Origin of the sequence: Sphingomonas hankookensis (assembly GCF_022664465.1) — a bacterium.
Taxonomy (GTDB): Bacteria; Pseudomonadota; Alphaproteobacteria; order Sphingomonadales; family Sphingomonadaceae; genus Sphingomonas; species Sphingomonas hankookensis.
Window position 1 is genome coordinate 1 of the sequence record NZ_JAKREV010000015.1, and the last position, 16233, is coordinate 16233.

15 protein-coding genes and 1 tRNA gene are annotated in these 16233 nt (G+C 62.0%); 11 read left to right on the plus strand and 5 right to left on the minus strand.

The features are described from left to right. Positions 1–356: 356 nt before the first annotated feature. Together MF610_RS18505 and MF610_RS18510 are read right to left on the minus strand one after the other, a co-directional pair. Entirely contained in the window at positions 357–2045 is a 1689-nt protein-coding gene (locus MF610_RS18505) for a hypothetical protein (protein ID WP_242201809.1), read from the minus strand. Positions 2046–2102: 57 nt separating this feature from the next. Then, positions 2103–3188 (minus strand): dsDNA nuclease domain-containing protein, encoded by a 1086-nt coding sequence (locus MF610_RS18510; protein ID WP_242201811.1) that lies wholly within the window; start codon positions 3186–3188, stop codon positions 2103–2105. Positions 3189–4159: 971 nt separating this feature from the next. Here MF610_RS18510 and MF610_RS18515 point away from each other — a divergent pair. The 7 genes from MF610_RS18515 (at position 4160) to MF610_RS18545 (ending at position 10947) form a co-directional block, all read left to right on the plus strand. Further along, positions 4160–5866 carry a retron Ec67 family RNA-directed DNA polymerase/endonuclease gene (locus tag MF610_RS18515; protein WP_242201813.1) on the plus strand — a complete coding sequence of 569 codons (1707 nt, stop codon included), beginning with the start codon at positions 4160–4162 and terminating at the stop codon, positions 5864–5866. A 537-nt stretch (positions 5867–6403) separates the two neighbouring features. Continuing rightward, positions 6404–6598, plus strand: coding sequence for a hypothetical protein (locus MF610_RS18520; RefSeq protein WP_242201814.1), 195 nt, complete (start codon positions 6404–6406; stop codon positions 6596–6598). Positions 6599–6640: 42 nt separating this feature from the next. Beyond that, positions 6641–7231: a hypothetical protein gene (locus MF610_RS18525; protein ID WP_242201815.1), complete on the plus strand. Its 591-nt coding sequence runs from the start codon at positions 6641–6643 to the stop codon at positions 7229–7231. Then, a complete protein-coding gene (locus MF610_RS18530) occupies positions 7224–8636 on the plus strand; it encodes a hypothetical protein (RefSeq protein WP_242201817.1) in 1413 nt (470 codons plus the stop codon). The genes MF610_RS18525 and MF610_RS18530 overlap by 8 nt, the downstream gene beginning before the upstream one ends. Before the next feature lie 550 nt (positions 8637–9186). Then, complete coding sequence (locus tag MF610_RS18535; protein WP_242201819.1) at positions 9187–9699, plus strand: hypothetical protein; 513 nt, start codon at positions 9187–9189, stop codon at positions 9697–9699. Then, complete coding sequence (locus MF610_RS18540) at positions 9699–10334, plus strand: hypothetical protein (RefSeq protein WP_242201821.1); 636 nt, start codon at positions 9699–9701, stop codon at positions 10332–10334. Before MF610_RS18535 ends, MF610_RS18540 begins: the two co-directional genes overlap by 1 nt. Positions 10335–10422: 88 nt before the next feature. Beyond that, a complete protein-coding gene (locus MF610_RS18545) occupies positions 10423–10947 on the plus strand; it encodes a hypothetical protein (RefSeq protein ID WP_242201822.1) in 525 nt (174 codons plus the stop codon). A 19-nt stretch (positions 10948–10966) separates the two neighbouring features. On the opposite strand, the gene MF610_RS18550 is transcribed toward MF610_RS18545, so the two are convergent. Further along, on the minus strand, positions 10967–11470 hold the full coding sequence (locus MF610_RS18550) for a helix-turn-helix domain-containing protein (RefSeq protein WP_242201824.1): 504 nt from the start codon (positions 11468–11470) through the stop codon (positions 10967–10969). Positions 11471–11574: 104 nt separating this feature from the next. Between MF610_RS18550 and MF610_RS18555 the strand changes: the two genes are divergently transcribed. Both MF610_RS18555 and MF610_RS18560 read left to right on the plus strand, forming a co-directional pair. Beyond that, positions 11575–12735: a hypothetical protein gene (locus tag MF610_RS18555; protein ID WP_242201826.1), complete on the plus strand. Its 1161-nt coding sequence runs from the start codon at positions 11575–11577 to the stop codon at positions 12733–12735. Positions 12736–13106: 371 nt separating this feature from the next. Next, a complete protein-coding gene (locus MF610_RS18560) occupies positions 13107–13691 on the plus strand; it encodes a hypothetical protein (protein WP_242201827.1) in 585 nt (194 codons plus the stop codon). A gap of 92 nt (positions 13692–13783) precedes the next feature. On the opposite strand, the gene MF610_RS18565 is transcribed toward MF610_RS18560, so the two are convergent. Next, positions 13784–14269 (minus strand): helix-turn-helix domain-containing protein, encoded by a 486-nt coding sequence (locus MF610_RS18565; RefSeq protein ID WP_242201829.1) that lies wholly within the window; start codon positions 14267–14269, stop codon positions 13784–13786. Positions 14270–14310: 41 nt separating this feature from the next. Here MF610_RS18565 and MF610_RS18570 point away from each other — a divergent pair, with 41 nt between their 5' ends. Together MF610_RS18570 and MF610_RS19230 are read left to right on the plus strand one after the other, a co-directional pair. Next, on the plus strand, positions 14311–14487 hold the full coding sequence (locus tag MF610_RS18570) for a hypothetical protein (protein WP_242201831.1): 177 nt from the start codon (positions 14311–14313) through the stop codon (positions 14485–14487). Position 14488: 1 nt separating this feature from the next. Then, positions 14489–16150: a recombinase family protein gene (locus tag MF610_RS19230; protein ID WP_380870575.1), complete on the plus strand. Its 1662-nt coding sequence runs from the start codon at positions 14489–14491 to the stop codon at positions 16148–16150. Here the strand turns inward: MF610_RS19230 and MF610_RS18580 are convergent. Then, positions 16107–16183: transfer RNA gene (locus MF610_RS18580), tRNA-Met, on the minus strand. The genes MF610_RS19230 and MF610_RS18580 overlap by 44 nt on opposite strands. Between the last annotated feature and the right edge of the window lie 50 nt (positions 16184–16233).

The window sequence follows — 16233 nt, forward strand, 5'->3', positions numbered from 1 at the left end:
GTCATACAAGTGCTCGTATGACTGGTCGTAGAACCGAAAATTTCCCGCAACACCCGCGCCCTCGTCAAAGACGACAAGCATCCCGAAGGCTAAGACCACCGCAAGGCGGCCTACCGGCCACGCTTACGGTCACGTCAAGATGTGCGTGATTGCCCTGCATCGCCGCTGGAACGGCGAAGCCTGGGACTTTTCCGTCGTTCCAGAGCGATAGATCGAACGGCAGCTTCCGTCAGGATCAGATATTCATCGGTTGCCAGACCGACAGCGCAGAATGGCAAAAGGCGTGGCGATTAGACAACGGTGACTTTAAGCGCCCTTTAGAACGAGATATGCCATAGTTTTAGCTAGCCGCACCATCACACCAGCAGCTGGCGAGTGTAAACAGCGAACCTTTCGTTGACCTCATCGAACTCGGCTTCGCGTAGCACTTGCCTCCGCTGCACGCCATAGGATCGGATGTCTACATCGTCCGGCAGGCCCTGCGACGCCTCCTCGACGGCGACAATGACCTGCGCATCGGCCGGCGCCTGCTCGAAGATGAACTTCAGCATCTGCGGCAGGTGCACCGCGTCCTGGCCCTGCTGATTGGGGGCGTCGATCACAATGGGAAAGGCCGTAGCGGTCGCATACTGATAGCGGGTCCGCAGAAACGAGTAGTAGTATGCCAGCAGACCACGAGGTCCCTCGCTGCCACGCGCGGCCTGGATACGATGTATGGATTGCGCGCCGTCCTGCTCGAGCGCGACATCGAGGTCGAAGGCATATCTAGCGAGAAGCGCGCGGTAGAATTTCAGAATCTCTCCGCTCCGCTTGGAACTAGTGAGACTGGTCATTGTATCTCGATGCTTGTCAACGCGTTGGCGCGCATCAGCGGCATCGGCCGCCTTCTCACCAAGCGAACTGCGAAGGATCTTAGCAGCTTCGGTCTTGCCCGCGGCGATCACAACATCGTTGAACGACAGGGCCGCTCGCTCGACCGCAAGGATATGCTCAATCCGCCGCAGACTCATCTCAATGTCGTGCAGCTTAGTTTGTTTCTCTCGCTCGCCGTCCCTGACCCGAGCCAGCTTGATGTTGGCGGCGCCGATCGCCTCAGTCAGCACTCCCTCGTCCTGGATCAGCGCAAAGCGATCGGCGAGGTCGTTCGCATAACCCTGGCCGCAGGTCGGGCACTCAATCTCGTCGGCTAGCGCGGCAGCGACGTCGAACTCCTCGCGCATTTCGCGTAGCGCTCGTTCGAGCAGGCTCTTCTCAGCCTGAAGCAGGTGCGTTTCCTCGTGCAGTTCGGAGATGTCGCGGCGGAACTCGCGCTGCTGCGTGAGCAGCGTCTCGCTTTCCCGAACAAGGTCGTCAACCTCGGCGCGGAACTCTCCAATGTCGTAGGTGGGGCTGGCACCTTCATCAATCTGCTGGATTTGCTCGATGGCATCTCGCAGCGTTGAGACACTCGCCTCAAGTTCTGAAAGCGCAATGCGATCAACGGCGAGATTAGCGCGCGCTTCATAATAAGCGTCGGGCCTGAGCCCAGAATGATAGTCGGCCAAGGTGCGCGCGCTGTCGGGGAGGTAGAGATCCTGGAAGGATGACCAAGGCCGACTCCAGCCCATATCCTGATCGATGTAGAACGGCGCGAACATGTAGGACGGCGGCGGTACGACGATATCGCCGTCGCGATCGGTCATGATCAGCTTGAAACGGAAGAAACGCGCGAGCTGGGGACCCCATTCCTTCACCACCTGCTGGCCTGAGAACAGCAATTTTCGCTCGGCGTCGAACAAGGCGTGCATGCCCAGCGCCTTCACCGCAGTGTAGCGTTTGCCTTGGTATTCGAAGACCAATGCGCTCGAGACGTGCGCGGACCGCCATCGGCTATCAATCTTCTGCGGCAAGGCTCCCAGCGTCTCGTAGATGCTCTTCAGAATCGCTGATTTTCCGAAGCCGTTTCCACCTTGAATGACGATCCTTGACGCGTTCAAGGGCACCTTCAACGCGCGCTTCTCGGTCTGCGACAACAGGAAGAGTCCGACGAACTTTACGTTGGCCATGGCTAGCGTCTTTCAGCGATCGCAAGATGCGGCGCAGCCGCGTGAGATTGGGGCCCGTCATCCGAGCGATTCCATGGTCTCGACAAGGAGTGCGGCCTGGCCGGTATATGGTTCACCCACTGGGTCCGATATGCTGCCGGCGATCTTATAGGCGACCATTGTTCCGATGATCGTGTCGTCCATGAGGCTTGGGTGCTCGGTGAGCAACTCAGCCAGCGCTCGATGGAGATCGAGGGCAATCGCGTCGCCGCGTTCGCGGGCACGCCAATATTCGAGGCAGGAGAGCGACAAGCGGCGCAACGGGATGGTTTTCCATCCGTCGGCTATCAACTCGGTTTCGACGGTCGGCCACCACTCGGTCGGCGTTCGGCCGCGTCGCTTCATCTGCTCGACCAGCGCTCCGACGTCCGAAGCCGCAAGCCCCTTTTGCTTTTTCAGATCGGCTAACGTCTTAGCGCTGGAAGCGACGGTGCCGGTGCAACGCGAGATTTCGCTGAGCAGCGCCTGATAAAGCGGCTGGGCGGAAACTGCATATTCTGGCCCGATCGCGTTCGCGAACTCGGTGACCATGCCGAGCAAGGTCTGGCGGAAGCTCTGCATGTCGAGCGCGATGCGCTCATACACCAGGACCTCGGAGTGCCGTGGATCGATGTCGCCGGGGAAGTCGGCTTCGATCGCAGCGACTAGGACACCGTGATCGTCAGCCGATAACGCCGACAGCAATATCTCACCGTCGTCCGGCCCGGTCTTGCTGCCATCAAGATATTTGGCTTGCAGATGCTGGTTCGAGATGATCGCCGCCTTGCGGACCAGCACCCCGAATTCATGCAGATTGTGATAGATTTTGCCGACGATGGATTTGGGCAGATCGCCTTTGGCCGGCCTGCTTGCCAGCCGGGTCGGCGTCCAAGCCGAACTTGCGCGTGACTTCATCTGATAAAAACAAATCGCAGCGTCGTCGCCGTCCCCCGTCAGGAAGATCAGGTCGTCAAAGAAGTCAAAATAGGCGACGAAGCCTTCGCCGTTTTGATATGCATCGAGGATGCGCGCCATCGACGCGTGCATTTGAAAATCGAAAGCGCGCGAGGCCGCTGAACCTCCTTGTTCACGCGGTTTTTTTGCAATCAGAGCCTTGGATGCCATCGAAATTGCTGCCCCCGGAGGTTAGGATGCCATGTGGCTATACCTTTGCAACCAGGAATATCGCCCTGGGAGCCGTTCCGGGTCCCGAACTGAGCGGATGACCGCACACGTAACGCTTTCCAAACCGCGACGGCGCAAGGTTGATAGACGAGTTTGCGGCCGCAGAACCCGCGCCGATGGGTAGCCGCTGCGCGTGACGGATTCGGAGAAGCGTGCTGGCGCAGGCCTTCGAACGGCTCGAGTTGGTCGCTAACTGCCAGCAGTCAAAACAATTTCCTGCCCCCGAACCACGTCTCTCAACGACTGCTTCAGCGCATCTGTCTATATGCCGATACCATCGGCGCCGACATGACGTCCGGCACCGAGTCTCGGAACGGTCCGGCCACAGGATGCCTTGGTCGACGCCGGTTTCGTCCTCAATGGCAATTAAGAGTTCGCCCTCGGCGCTGCCGGGCTTCTGCCGGACGAGGATCTCGCCCGCCACGTCGACGTGCAGTCCGTCCCTGATGGTGGCGACGTCCGCGCATGGTCGCGCGCGGCAGCGGTCAGCTCCTCCAGCAGAGAGGACATCGGATGGGTGCGCAGCGGGAACTGAGTGGTGCGGTAGTCCTCGACCACCTCCCGCCCTGCGGTCATCGGCGCAAGTTGGACGAAAGGCTCGACGCCCTCCGGGCTGAAGCCATCTGCGGTTTCATCGCACGTGTTTGGAAGCATACCGGGAGGCGATTCGATCGCGTGATCCCGGATTAGACAGGGGTCGCTGGAGCAATTCAGCTGCGCCTTTTACAGTTGCCATGCGCCGCTCGACGGCTAAGTTCCAATCTGGCTCGCGGACAGATTTTTTGTCGCGTTTCGCGACACGTGAAAAGAATGTGCGGGAGAATTGCTCCTGCGGTCCATATGGGCAATCTCTGAGGGCCTTACGCCTGCGAAGGAGTGTCCGCGAGCCGATGGACTGATGGGCGGGGACCGTGAAGAGGATCGACGACCTGAAGATGGCGACATCGCTTACCGATGTCGCACTGCTGCTGGGATTCCATCCTAAGGCCTTCGCATGGGTGATTTACAAGCAGCAGCCCAGATACACCGTGTTCGAGATTCCCAAGTCGCGGGGCGGAACCCGGACGATCAAGGCGCCGGAGCCGAAGCTCAAGAACGTTCAGGCTAGGCTGGCGGAACTGCTCCAGGACTGCATTGCCGACATCAACGAGGCGCGATCGCAGAAGGAGAAGCTGTCGCACGGCTTTCGACGCGGTCACTCGATTATAACCAACGCCTATCAGCATCGTAGCCGTCGCTTCGTTCTCAACGTCGACCTCGCCGACTTCTTTGGGACCATTAATTTTGGACGGGTGCGCGGTTTTCTGATGACTAACAAGCACTTCGCGCTCCACGAGCGCGTTGCGACGGTCCTCGCGCACATCGTGTGCTATGAAAACAGTCTGCCTCAGGGAGCGCCAACGTCCCCAGTCGTCTCGAACCTCATCGCGCACATCCTCGACGTGCGGCTGGCCAAGCTCGCCCGACGCTTCGGGTTGCACTACACTCGCTACGCCGATGACCTGACGTTCTCGACCAACGGCCGCACCTTCCCGGAAGAGGTCGCCGCAATAGATGCAGACGGGCAGTGGATCGCCGGCCCCACACTGAAAGGCGCGATTCAAAGAGCCGGCTTTGAGCTCAACCCCGTCAAGACTAGGATGCAGCTGCGGCAGTCACGGCAGGACGTTACCGGACTTATTGTAAACGAGAAGGTCAACATCCGATCGGAATACTATCGCGATACGCGTGCTAAATGCCACCGGTTGTTCAAGACCGGCAAGTATCAGATCAAACAGACAATCCGTAAGGACGACGGCTCAACGATTGTTGAGGATGCCGATGGGGCGCTCGATCAGATGGAAGGCGTGCTGAGCTTCATCGACAGCGTCAAGCGGCACAAGCAGGTCGTCGAGCGCGACCACAAGCTCTCAGGCGTCGAGCAAATCTACAGAGCTTTCTTGCTCTATCGACACTTCTATGCGCCGTCGATGCCAACGATCCTATGCGAGGGTAAGACGGACAACATCTACGTCCGGTGCGCGATCCAGGCTTTCGCCGACGACTACGCGAAGCTGGCCGACAAGAAGGGCGAAGCGGTCTCGGTCAAGGTAAAACTGTTCAACTATTCCGACCACACGAAGCGTCTGCTCGGCATCGCCGGGGGTTCGGGTCACTTCAACAACCTGATCAAGGACTACCGCAAGAATCTGAAGCCGTTCACCGCGCCTTATGCGGAGCGGTTTCCGGTGATCCTCTTAATTGACAACGACGCTGGTGCCGACGGCATTTACAAGGTCGTGCGAGCCATCACGAAGGGCACATGCGATGGAAAGGATCCGTTCTACTTCATCGGAGACAACCTTTATGTCGTCCCGACCCCTCTGACCGACACGGGGGCTGCGACGATGATCGAGGACTTCCTTCCTTCGAAATGGCGCGACGAGAAGCTGGGAGGAAAGACGCTCAATCTCGGCAAGGATATCGACATTACGAAGGAGTACGGAAAGAGCCTTTTCGCCGAGTACGTGATCAAGAAGAACCGGAAGATTGTCGAATTCGACGCGATGCGCGCCATCCTCGATCGCATCGTGACGGTGATCGACGACTACGCGGCGATGATGGCTGCAGGATCATAGCCTCACTGCTTGGACGTCAGCCGAGCGGCCGGTGCAGCGCAGGTGGGCGCCGGCCTCCTTCAGCCGCTCGTCCCAGCCGCGCCGCGCGAAGCGCCACCACAGCGCGTGCGGCTGGAGGACGCCACCTGTCTGAACAAACGTCCGCTTATCTCAGGCTGCAGCTCCGAGGAGGCCCGTCCCGTCTCTACCAGGAAGCGGCCGCATGAGCTCCTGCCCCGCCATCTGAACGAACGGCCGTCTACAACAATCGCTGCTCGATAGCGGACAGGCCGCTTTCACCAAGAAACGCACGTACGGTCCCGCCAAAGTTCCGGATCATTTCCTGCTGAGGGTTCCAACAATAGCGGCAGCGTACTGCTTGCTTACGCCAGCCAGTTATCCGAATCGCAAGCGTGTGGTCTGAGCAGTCCCTATTGGGCAATCTAGCGCTATGGCCTTACCGGACTTGCTGTTTCCCGAGCAGGCACTGACGGGTTTGGGAACTAGCCAGAATAGGGGGTAATTGCCTGCCGCGACAAAAGCGATTAGCTTCGTCTGGTGAGCACTGTGTTGTCCATCCTGCGAAAGATCGTTGCTTTCCTGCTTGGGAAGCTGATGATCCTGTGGGACGGTACCGTTCGGAACCTGCTGACCGTCGAGCAGGTGCGGGCCTGGGATTTCGCTGTCCGTTTTCCTGTGCAACCGCATGCCGGCCTGGTGCTTCGCCCGGTCCAAGGTTGGGTCGCTCCGTAAGTCGATCGTCTTTCCCGACGACCTTCGACGAACGGAGCATTCATGAAAATTCTTCAATTCGCGCTCGGCCTGATCGAGCGCCATGCCGACCGGTTCGGGTTCAGACCCGAACTGACCGACGACATCGCTGCGCGCTATGCCGCTGAGATCGACGAAACCACCGAGATGGTGGAAAAGCTGTTCGAACGTCGCGCCGGCTTTGCGACCCATGTCACGGGGGTGTGCGACGAGAACCGCCTCGGCGATCCGCGCCTGCGCACGACCTACCCCGACGAGCGCCGCCGGGCGCTGACCAACCGCCTGCTGCGCTATGATGATGGGCTGGCCGACCTGCTGCCCCAGGTCTTCGAACTCGCGATCAAGCGCGAACTGGCGCAGGTCGAACTCTCCGAGGAACGCCGGCGGGACCGCGAGTATCGTGACGCCGATCATCTGCGTGAGGAACTCGACCTGTATGTCGAGGTCGTCGACACGATCGATGCGCTGTACCACGACTATAAGGTGACGCGGCGGCACTATGCCTGCCTGTCCGACGAGCAGCATCGCGATATTGCCGCGATCATCCTGCGTCAGCCCGCATCCGCAATCCCCATCAAACAGCGTCGGCCGCGAAGGGGGAAGCGCAATGGCTGACTTCTTCATGAAGCTGACGCCCGAGGAGCGTCGGCTGTTCGGCGAGCTGATGGCGATGCGCGATGCCCATGACCGGATGCTCAAGACCGCCGACGAGGTCGCTACCGACCTCATCAAGCGCTTCGTCACTCGGCACGGCAAGCTCGCGGACACGGTCGCCCATCGCCTCGGCGGGCAACCGCCCTATGGGCGGGGCGACGTCCTGCTCGATCTGTTGCGGGCGCTCACCGGGCCGCATCCGCTTCCGCAGGCATGGATCGAGGCGAAGGCGAACGGCGGCTTCGACATCGCCTTCTACCGGGCCAAGCGCAAGCGCGATGAGGAACGCTCGACCGGTTCGGCCGGCGTGTTCCTGCCGCGGATGGTCGCGCAGCACCGCGACGGGGTGAACCGCGTCCGCGTTTCCCCCGCCGGCAACGCCGCGCTCTATACCGAAGCGGCGATGATGACGACGGCGATGGTGCACCGTGACCTGCAGCAGGCGGTCTGCGCCAGGCAGGCGCTCGGCCCTGCCTGGGTCGTCGGGCTCGCGGTCCATCCATTACCGTCGCAGACCAGGCGGCAGATGGATGCCATGGCCGACAATCCAGCGTATGTCGCAGCACTTGGTCAGGCAGTCGCCGAGGTGACCGCGAAGTTCGCCACGCCGGACCTCGTGGAGCGGACCAATGAAGACATCACACACAGTCTTCCGCGCGGTGCCGATATCGAGACGTTCTTCATCGGCCATGATGAACGCCAGCTCGCCGATACGATCGACGCGCTGGTGGCCGCGACCGAGCAGGCGGCCTTGAGCGGTCATGTCTTCTCGCCGCGGATCGATGAAGCGGTCGAGCGACTGCTCGCCGCTGCCCGGCAGCAGCGCGGCAAAGAGCATGACAAGGACGAGGAGGCCGCCATCGAACGACAGGCCGAGGCCGCGACCCGCTATCTCGACACGCCCGTCGATCCTGACGAGGACCTGACCGAGCATCATGCACGGCTGCGACTGCTGCTGCCCGAACTCATGTCGAACCGGACGCGTCTTGAGCGTGGTGCACATATCGTGCGCAGTGTGAACTGCACTGTCCGAGCAGGCGTGTACGGCGAATCGTCGATGACCGGAGACGCGCGGATCGATGCCATCCTCACCGGAATTGCCGACCGCATCGAATGGCATGCGATGACCGTCGGTCCCCCGCCGCCGGGCACGCCGCTCGAGCATCTGCCGATCTTTGCGTCCGCGGCCATCGCGGCGTTCATGACCGGCCATCCGAACTGGAAGGCGCGCCAACAGTGGCACGACGCCGGGCTGCTGCCAGCGACAGTCGAACCCGTCGGCGACATCGCTCCCCTCGTGAGGGCTGCATTCAACGGCGGGCTTGCCGCAGTCGACCTCGAGGCGATGCACCGGACCTTCGGCTGAACGATCCGCCCGCCTTCAATGACGGTCAGGTGGCCAATAGTTGCCTGACCGTCATCGCCTACGCCTCACCAGGGCTTCGTCCTGCCTAACATCGGCCGCCGGTCGGCTAACCTACGCTTCGCTGCGGCTAACGTCGGCCTGTTTTCAACCTAACATGGAGGAAACCGTGTGCGCCTCGAACAGGCTCACACGGAATCGGGCGCAATACCGTAAAAGTGGAGCAGCCACTTTTACCTTGCTCTCACGCGCACGCGCACGCGCGCGAGCCAGGCGAGGGGCAGACGCACCCCCTCGCCTGGCCGGTCGGGTCGCTTCCAGGCGACCCGACCGGATCTGGTGGCGCGTCGGCCGCGCCAGGTCCTCCACCGCGCTTCGACGCGGCTCCGGAAGGCGGCAGCGCGGATGCGCTGAAGGCGGACCGACATCGTCGGTCCTTGCGGGAAGGCTGTCCGGTCTCGGTCGAGCCCTGGAAATGACGTGAAAGGTCGAAGGGGCTTGTCGCTGGCTGGAACGGCCACGCGACCACATCAGGCAAAGGTCCGCTTCCTCCATGAACATGCTCTCTGTCCGCCGCCTCGAGGCGGCCGGGCCCTTCGATCTCGTGCTCGCAGCCCTGGGCATCGACGATGGCCCCGACTTCGTCTCGCCAGCAGGATTGCCTGCAGTCTCGATCCATGTGCCCGCGCGCGATGCAATCATTGCACTTACCCATGCCGGGGCGCCGTTCTACCGTGACGGGGTCGAGGCCGCAGCCATGGCCTATGCGGCCGATGTCGTGCTGCTGCGCCGGTACGTTCACGACGACCTTCCGGTGGTGCGAGCCGATATCGCGCTGGCCGCGCCGCGCTGGGCCGCCTGGGTCGAGCACGACCTTACGCTGTGGATGAAGGCCGACGCGCTTTGGCTGGTCCCGCATGGCTTTGGTCCCAGCGTCGAGATCGGTACCGCGGGCTTTACGGTCACGCTGCTGCCGCCCTACGACACGCTCGGCGAGCGCGCCGCCGGGATCGAGCGTGCCGCACGAGCCTGTGCGTCGCCCCGCCGCCGGGCGGTGACGAACTGATGGTGTCGCCGTTCCGGATCAATCCAGACGTGGCCCCCAGTGACAACGATCCGCACAGCTGGCTGCCGCTGATCGGTCATCCGCCGGGAGAGGTAGGTCCCGGCGGGATCAAGGTGATGTGGGGCGTGCTGCGCCCTACCTTCGGGGGCTATCGCCCGTCGCTCGCCCGGTTCGCGGTGGCCAAGCTCATGGTCGCGGCACCGCCGGACACTTCGCCCTGGACGGTTACCGCCCACCGGCACGAAGTGCTGCTGCCAGCGCATGCCGGTGACCATCTGCTCGATCCGAGGAACCTGATCGAACTGGCCGAACGCAGCCAGCTCGCCGATGCCAAGGCGCAGGCGGCCTATATCACGCTGACCTCCGCGCCCGTCGCGCTGCACGCGCAGTATGAGGTGGCACGCTTGCTTGGACGGTGGCTCGTCGAACGCTTCGATATCGCGGTGCTGCTGGTCCAGCATGTCCCGGCACGAAGCGGCGGCACGGCAGCACCGCATGTCCACATGATCATACCCGGACCGCGCGTGCTCACCCCCTACTCGCTCTTTGGCAGACCGGTGGCCGAACTCGCCCGCGACAAGGGACGTGAGCTGGTCCTCGAACGTCTCGCCACGATCGTCGGAGCAGATGGCTGACAGGATGTGCCGGGCATGACGCGTGCGCGTGCCCGGAAGCTGCATTGGAGAGGACGGCAGACCCTTCCAGGTAAAAGGAAAATCCCGAATGACACCGAACACGATGCGCGCCGCTGCCGAGGCGCGCGCGCTGATGCTGACGCTTGCACTTGTTGCACGTATGGACTGGCGGCTCGGCCCGGGTCCGTTACTGCCGCAGGCCTTCGCCCAATATCTCTACGTTCCCGATCCACAGATGTTGCTGGTACCGACCACCTCGGGTCTCGATTTCGCGATCCGCCAGGTCGCTCCGGTCGTTCGTGAAACACGCTCCGATGCGCTCATCGTCTCACGACCGACCGAGGGGAACATCAGCTTCGCACTGGCGATCTGGGCGAGCGGCGAGACGGCGTGGACCTGGCCCCTGGCGCTCTGGTGCGGGACGGGTTCCGACACCTGGCTGGTTCCGCCTCCGCTGGCCGACGAGCCGCTCGGCTTTCGCCTGCGCAACGCGCTGCATTACGCCGGGCAAGTTCCCTGGTCCGATCCGCAAACGCGGATGGAGGGCTATGTTCGGGCACAGGCATGGATGGCCGGTGCGATGCCTGACCAGGAGCCAGTTGCGCGGATATGATCTGTCAGGCGGCACCCTCTTACTGCCGGTCGGGGCGGGGTGTCGGGCCGTTGCCTTCAACCCAGTCGTCGAAGTGCCGTCTGGTAAGAAAATACCGCCAGACCAGTGCCGATACGATCCGGGGATCCCAGAGGTCTACATCGCCGAGTAACCCGTTCTCGAGGCGCGACAGCGTCGACACACTGATCTTCATCGCCTCCGCCATGTCCTTCGACGTGTGCCTGAACGAGCGCCGTAGTTCGCGAACACGCGGACCCATCGCATCCGAAAGCACGGTCGCTCGGGTATCCCATCCCGGCACGAGCGTACCCCGATCAAGCCCGAGTGCCCGCTCGATCCGCAAGATCTTGTCGGCCGACACTCCCTCTCCCCGCTCGAGCCGCTGCACCGTGCGCAGCGAGACACCCGCGCTGGCTGCAAGCTCCGCCTTGCTCAAACCGCGCGTCTCCCGCGCGGCCGTTACCTTGAGATGCAGGTCGTCCGGTCGGGCGGCACGCGGCGTAAGGTTATTTCTGGGGGCCATGCGACAGTTTTGCCCAACCTACTGCCATGCGCAAGCTCCCCGGACTAGCATCCGTAAGCAGGGGGCGGATTGCTCACCAATCACGATCGGGAATGGGAACGACCATGGGGCAGGCAGCAAGTATCATCGGCGAATGCGTTACGTCCGACAGGGGCAGGACGACGTGGACCTGTGTCCGCGGCCATAGCAGTGGCACCACCGTCGCGGGCGGTAACATCGGCGCGCGCAACTGCCCGCGACCGGAGCAATCCGGTGCGATGACCGGCAACCCGAAGTCGGGTTACGACGTCGTCGGTAGCTGTACCCTGTCGAGTGCGTATCGGCACACCGCTACAAGCTGCTCTGTCACCCCTTGGGCAGCCAATGATCAGCTGGATGTCCCCAGCTTCTTTCGTCACCGCTACTTCAGCCCGGGTTGTCGTACCGCGAACAACGACAACCACGACCGTAGCGACGAGCTTGATCAATTCTACACGAAGCGCAGCGTTGCTTCGGTCCTCTACAGCGTCTTTCGAATGTTCTGCGATCCCCAGCACTACCAGATGATCGATCCGAGCGCCGGCGATGGGGCGTTTTATTCGCTCCTTCCATTCGGCCGGCTCGGCATCGATCTCGACCCGAAATATCCGGGCGTTTTTGCTGCGGATTTCCTCGATCGGGACCTGTCCTCACGGCTTGATCGAGGTAAGCCGGTCGCGGTCATCGGCAACCCGCCATTCGGGCACGCCGCGAACCTGGCCGTCAAATTCTTCAAACATGCCGCGCACTGCGCCGATGTCGAATTCATCGCATTCATCCTGCCGCTCTCAGTCCGCAAAATCGGGATCCAGAATCGCCTCGACCACAACTTTCACCTCGTGTGCGACATACCCGTGCCGAAGAATGCCTACACGTATCGCGGGGAGGATCACGACGTACCCACCGTCTTCCAGATCTGGGAGCGCAAGGCGACGCCCCGTGCGGCCCGCATCCTGCCAACGACCCATCCGGATTTCTGCTTCACCAGCCAGGCGAACGCCGACTTCGCGATCCGGCGCAACGGCTATCATGCCGGTCGCGTGTGCGACACCGACATGGCGAAGTCGAAGGGCTATCACTTCATTCGTGGACGGGTGCGCAACAGAATGGCGCGTCTCGACTTCTCGCCCTTCTACCAGAATGTTTCGGGCCCGCGCAGCCTCTCCCAGGGAGAGATCGTGCTGGCCTACGCCAATGTTTTCGGGACCGGCGCAAGACGGTCGGGCAAAGGCGCAACGGGCCGTTAAGGTCCGCGCGATGTCGTGACGGATCGGCGACCAACTCGCGATGAGTCACATCGGAACATCGAACGGCGACAACAAGTCGGTTCTGTTGGGCCGTCGCATAAGCGACGGTTGAAGAGGACTTCGTAAGCTCGAGTGAATGCAATCCGAAGGATGAAATCAAGAGCGGCGAAGGCCGATTGTATGGAGCCCCGAACAGCTGTCAAGACGAGTTCGTCGTTAACGGCAGGACGGGGGTTTCGGGCACGAACAACGTGCCCGCGTCGCTAGCAGGCGACGATGCGCAAGCGGTCGGAGCGGTACTCTCGAAGGTCATTCGACGGATGAAATTCGGCAGCGGCTGCCAACGCCGAGCTTACGCCAAGGATGCTACCATGTTTCTTCAGACGATCGATATGCACGACCGCCATCAGGTGCTCATCGATGACCGCACCAGCTTGTACCTGCTCTTTGCGGATACGCACGAGGTCGGGCTTGGCCGGCCGTTCACGCCGCACTGGGTAGCGGAGATGGCGGACAGGCGGACGCTCGAAGCGGCGACCCGCTGGTTCGCCCGGCGCCGCGACCGCTGGCAGGCGTGGGGCGCGCTTGCCCGAGCCGTCGGCCATGCGACGTTCGACCGGCACATGAGGGCGCTCATCGCCGCCGACCCGTTCGAGAACGTGGTCGCAACGTTCGTGCACATCGCCGACGACCCTTGCGAGATCCTGCTCGGCGAGGTGCTCGAAGGCCCGCACGGTACGCGGCAAGAAGTGCTGTATCGGCACCGCTTCAAACACGCCGCCGCACGGCGTCGCTTCTGCACCTGGTTCGATGCTGATCGCAACTTCGAACGGATCGATGCCATCGTGGCGCTCGGGTACGAGAAGGGCGCCGTTGCCGTAGCAGCAGCCATCGACGACATCGCGAGCGAGGAGGCAGTGGCTGACGTCAACGTGAATCGTGCACGGCGCTGCTAACGATTCACAGAGCTCTGGGAGAAGGCAACCGATGCACGTCGGTTGCCTTTCGCTGCCTATATGACGAAATCGCAGAGATCTGCTGCAGCTGACTAAAGATAGCCGCTTTTCCAGAATTTAGTCAGTTCATCGATGGACGCGAACTGCAGTATTTCGGCCAGTCCCTGGTTGACCAGTTCCGTTGCGCGCCCTTCGGCGTCGTGACTTGCGAGTGCCTGACTGCGTTCCGATCCCCGCTCGAAGCGGGACAACGTAGCAGCACTCACGCCAGCAGCCATCGCCACCTCTGCCAATGTGAGGTCAAGCGCCTTCCGACGGTCGCGGAGGAAGGTGCTTGATGGGTGCAGGTGGATGGCATCGGTTTCGCGAATATCCAGACTAAGTTCGGCCCGATCGAAGCCGAGGACGTCGCAGAGCCGCATCGCGGTATCGCCGAACGGCATCCGACCGTGCTCGATCCGGTAGATGCTCTCCCGTGCGACCTTGGCCTCCCTCGCAAGTCGAGCCTGCGTCCAGCCACGCTGACGGCGCGCTACTCGTAGCCGATTGCCGACGATGGAAGCCGGATTATCCTGCATGGAGGGAAAAATGAGACGTTCTTGCACTCCGCACAAGCTAAATGTTGTTGATCAATGGTGTGAGATGCACCGAACCCTTGATTGGCAACACGGCCACGCTGCGATTGAACGATGGCGAGCGGCAGCTCGTCGGCGAGGCGATTTTGGTGCGCCTGCTCGCTCGCCAAGCTGCCGCCGAGCACTTCGAGGCATCACGCGTCAATCGCGATCGGCGCTGACATGACCCCTAGATTGTCAGCGCGCGTCCTGAGGACAGCGATCTACGCGCGTCACAGCAGCGATAAGCAGAACCCACAATCCAGCGCAGACCAAGCAGCCGCCTGCGCGGCGTTAGTGGAACGGCTTGGTGGGATCGTGGTCGCCACCTACGCCGACCCGGAGGTTTCGGGCTACCGGCGCGACCGGCCAGGCTTGATGAACCTGCTAGCCGAAGTGCGCGCGGGCAGGATCGATATGGTAGTCTGCGAGGCTCTGGACCGTATCGCACGGGATGGCGAGGATATCAGCTGGCTGGGCAAGAAGCTTCGCTTCGACCATGTGAGGCTGGTCACGTCGATGGAGGGCGAGATCGACGAGATCAAGCTTGCCGTGGCTGGCCTGCTTGGCTCGATGTTCCTCGCCAACCTGCGCCACAAGACCTTTCGCGGCATGCAGGCAGCGGTGCTGGCCGGGCGCCTCGCCGGTGGTCGCGCCTATGGCTACCGGCGAGCAAACAAGCAGGATGGTGCGCCAGGGGTTATGGAGATCGTGCCTGAGCAGGCCAAGATTGTGCGCTGGATCATGGAGCAGTTCGCCGCTGGGCGCTCATCCATTTCACTCGCCACCGAGTTGAACAAGCGCGGGATTCCCGGCCCGCGCGGTGGTCAGTGGAACGCCTCCACGATCCGCGGTGACCCCAGGAAGCAGGTCGGCATCCTCAACAACCCACTGTATCGCGGGAAGCTGGTATGGGGACGCCGCGAGTGGCGCAAGGATCCGGACTCGGACAGGCGCGAGCGCCGGTACCGCGTAAGGGATCAGTCCGAATGGATCGAGGTAGCGGTGCCCGACCTGGCCATCATCGACCAGAGCCTTGCGGCTGCTGTGGACCGGGAATTGCGTGCGCGTAGCACGCCGTCGGCGGTCAAGCGCGGTAACGGTAAGCGGGAGCGGCATCTGCTTTCCGGTCTCATCAAGTGCGGAATATGCGGCTCCAACTTCACAATTTCGGGCAAGGACTATTATCGCTGCGCCGGCGCAAAAGAGCGCGGCACGTGTACCAGCAGGTCAAGCGTTCGTGTGGCTCCGCTGGAGGAAGGCGTCCTTGCGGCGCTGCAGACGCAACTGCTCACGGCCGACATGGCAGAGCTGTTCATCACGGAGTTCAAACGCGAGCTGGAGCGCCTAAATAAGGCTAGCGACGAGACCGACCGTGAGAGCACGCGCCATCTGCAAACCATCGACGCCGAACTGGCGACACTGTCGGAAAATCTGCTTGCGGGCGTCGTCGGTCCGACCATCATGGCGATGATCTCCACGCGCGAAAAAGAACGCGCAGCGCTTATCGCGCGCCTTGCAGCAAGCGCAAAGCCGACCAAAGCGGAGATCCTCCCCCACCCCGTGCTCATTCGGCGCTTCGAGGAAAAGGTCGCCCGACTGCGCGAAGCACTGAATGATAAGGCGGTTCGCGGTGAGGCGGTAACGACAATTCGGAGCCTGGTGCGGAGCATCACGATCCACTCCGAGCCCGGTGGTGCCATCAGTGCAGATGTCGAGGCATCGGCGGATGTGCTGCTGCGCTACGCGCAGGACGCAGAAAGCCCCCTTCGCCGGGGCGTTGGGGGTTGTTCTGTAGTGGTGGTTGCGGGGACAGGATTTGAACCTGTGACCTTCAGGTTATGAGCCTGACGAGCTACCGGGCTGCTCCACCCCGCGCCACCTGGGACGTCCTAATTGGACGTAGGGGTTGAGCATTGTGAATGGGT

Bases quoted from the DNA above. Each gene is read 5' to 3' on its own strand.
- MF610_RS18555 (WP_242201826.1), top strand. From the start codon at position 11,575: ATGGGGCAGGCAGCAAGTATCATCGGCGAATGCGTTACGTCCGACAGG.
- MF610_RS18540 (WP_242201821.1), top strand. From the start codon at position 9,699: ATGGTGTCGCCGTTCCGGATCAATCCAGACGTGGCCCCCAGTGACAAC.
- MF610_RS19230 (WP_380870575.1), top strand. From the start codon at position 14,489: ATGACCCCTAGATTGTCAGCGCGCGTCCTGAGGACAGCGATCTACGCG.
- MF610_RS18545 (WP_242201822.1), top strand. From the start codon at position 10,423: ATGACACCGAACACGATGCGCGCCGCTGCCGAGGCGCGCGCGCTGATG.
- MF610_RS18570 (WP_242201831.1), top strand. From the start codon at position 14,311: ATGTTGTTGATCAATGGTGTGAGATGCACCGAACCCTTGATTGGCAAC.
- MF610_RS18510 (WP_242201811.1), bottom strand. From the start codon at position 3,188: ATGGCATCCAAGGCTCTGATTGCAAAAAAACCGCGTGAACAAGGAGGT.
- MF610_RS18505 (WP_242201809.1), bottom strand. From the start codon at position 2,045: ATGGCCAACGTAAAGTTCGTCGGACTCTTCCTGTTGTCGCAGACCGAG.
- MF610_RS18565 (WP_242201829.1), bottom strand. From the start codon at position 14,269: ATGCAGGATAATCCGGCTTCCATCGTCGGCAATCGGCTACGAGTAGCG.
- MF610_RS18535 (WP_242201819.1), top strand. From the start codon at position 9,187: ATGAACATGCTCTCTGTCCGCCGCCTCGAGGCGGCCGGGCCCTTCGAT.
- MF610_RS18530 (WP_242201817.1), top strand. From the start codon at position 7,224: ATGGCTGACTTCTTCATGAAGCTGACGCCCGAGGAGCGTCGGCTGTTC.
- MF610_RS18525 (WP_242201815.1), top strand. From the start codon at position 6,641: ATGAAAATTCTTCAATTCGCGCTCGGCCTGATCGAGCGCCATGCCGAC.
- MF610_RS18560 (WP_242201827.1), top strand. From the start codon at position 13,107: ATGTTTCTTCAGACGATCGATATGCACGACCGCCATCAGGTGCTCATC.
- MF610_RS18550 (WP_242201824.1), bottom strand. From the start codon at position 11,470: ATGGCCCCCAGAAATAACCTTACGCCGCGTGCCGCCCGACCGGACGAC.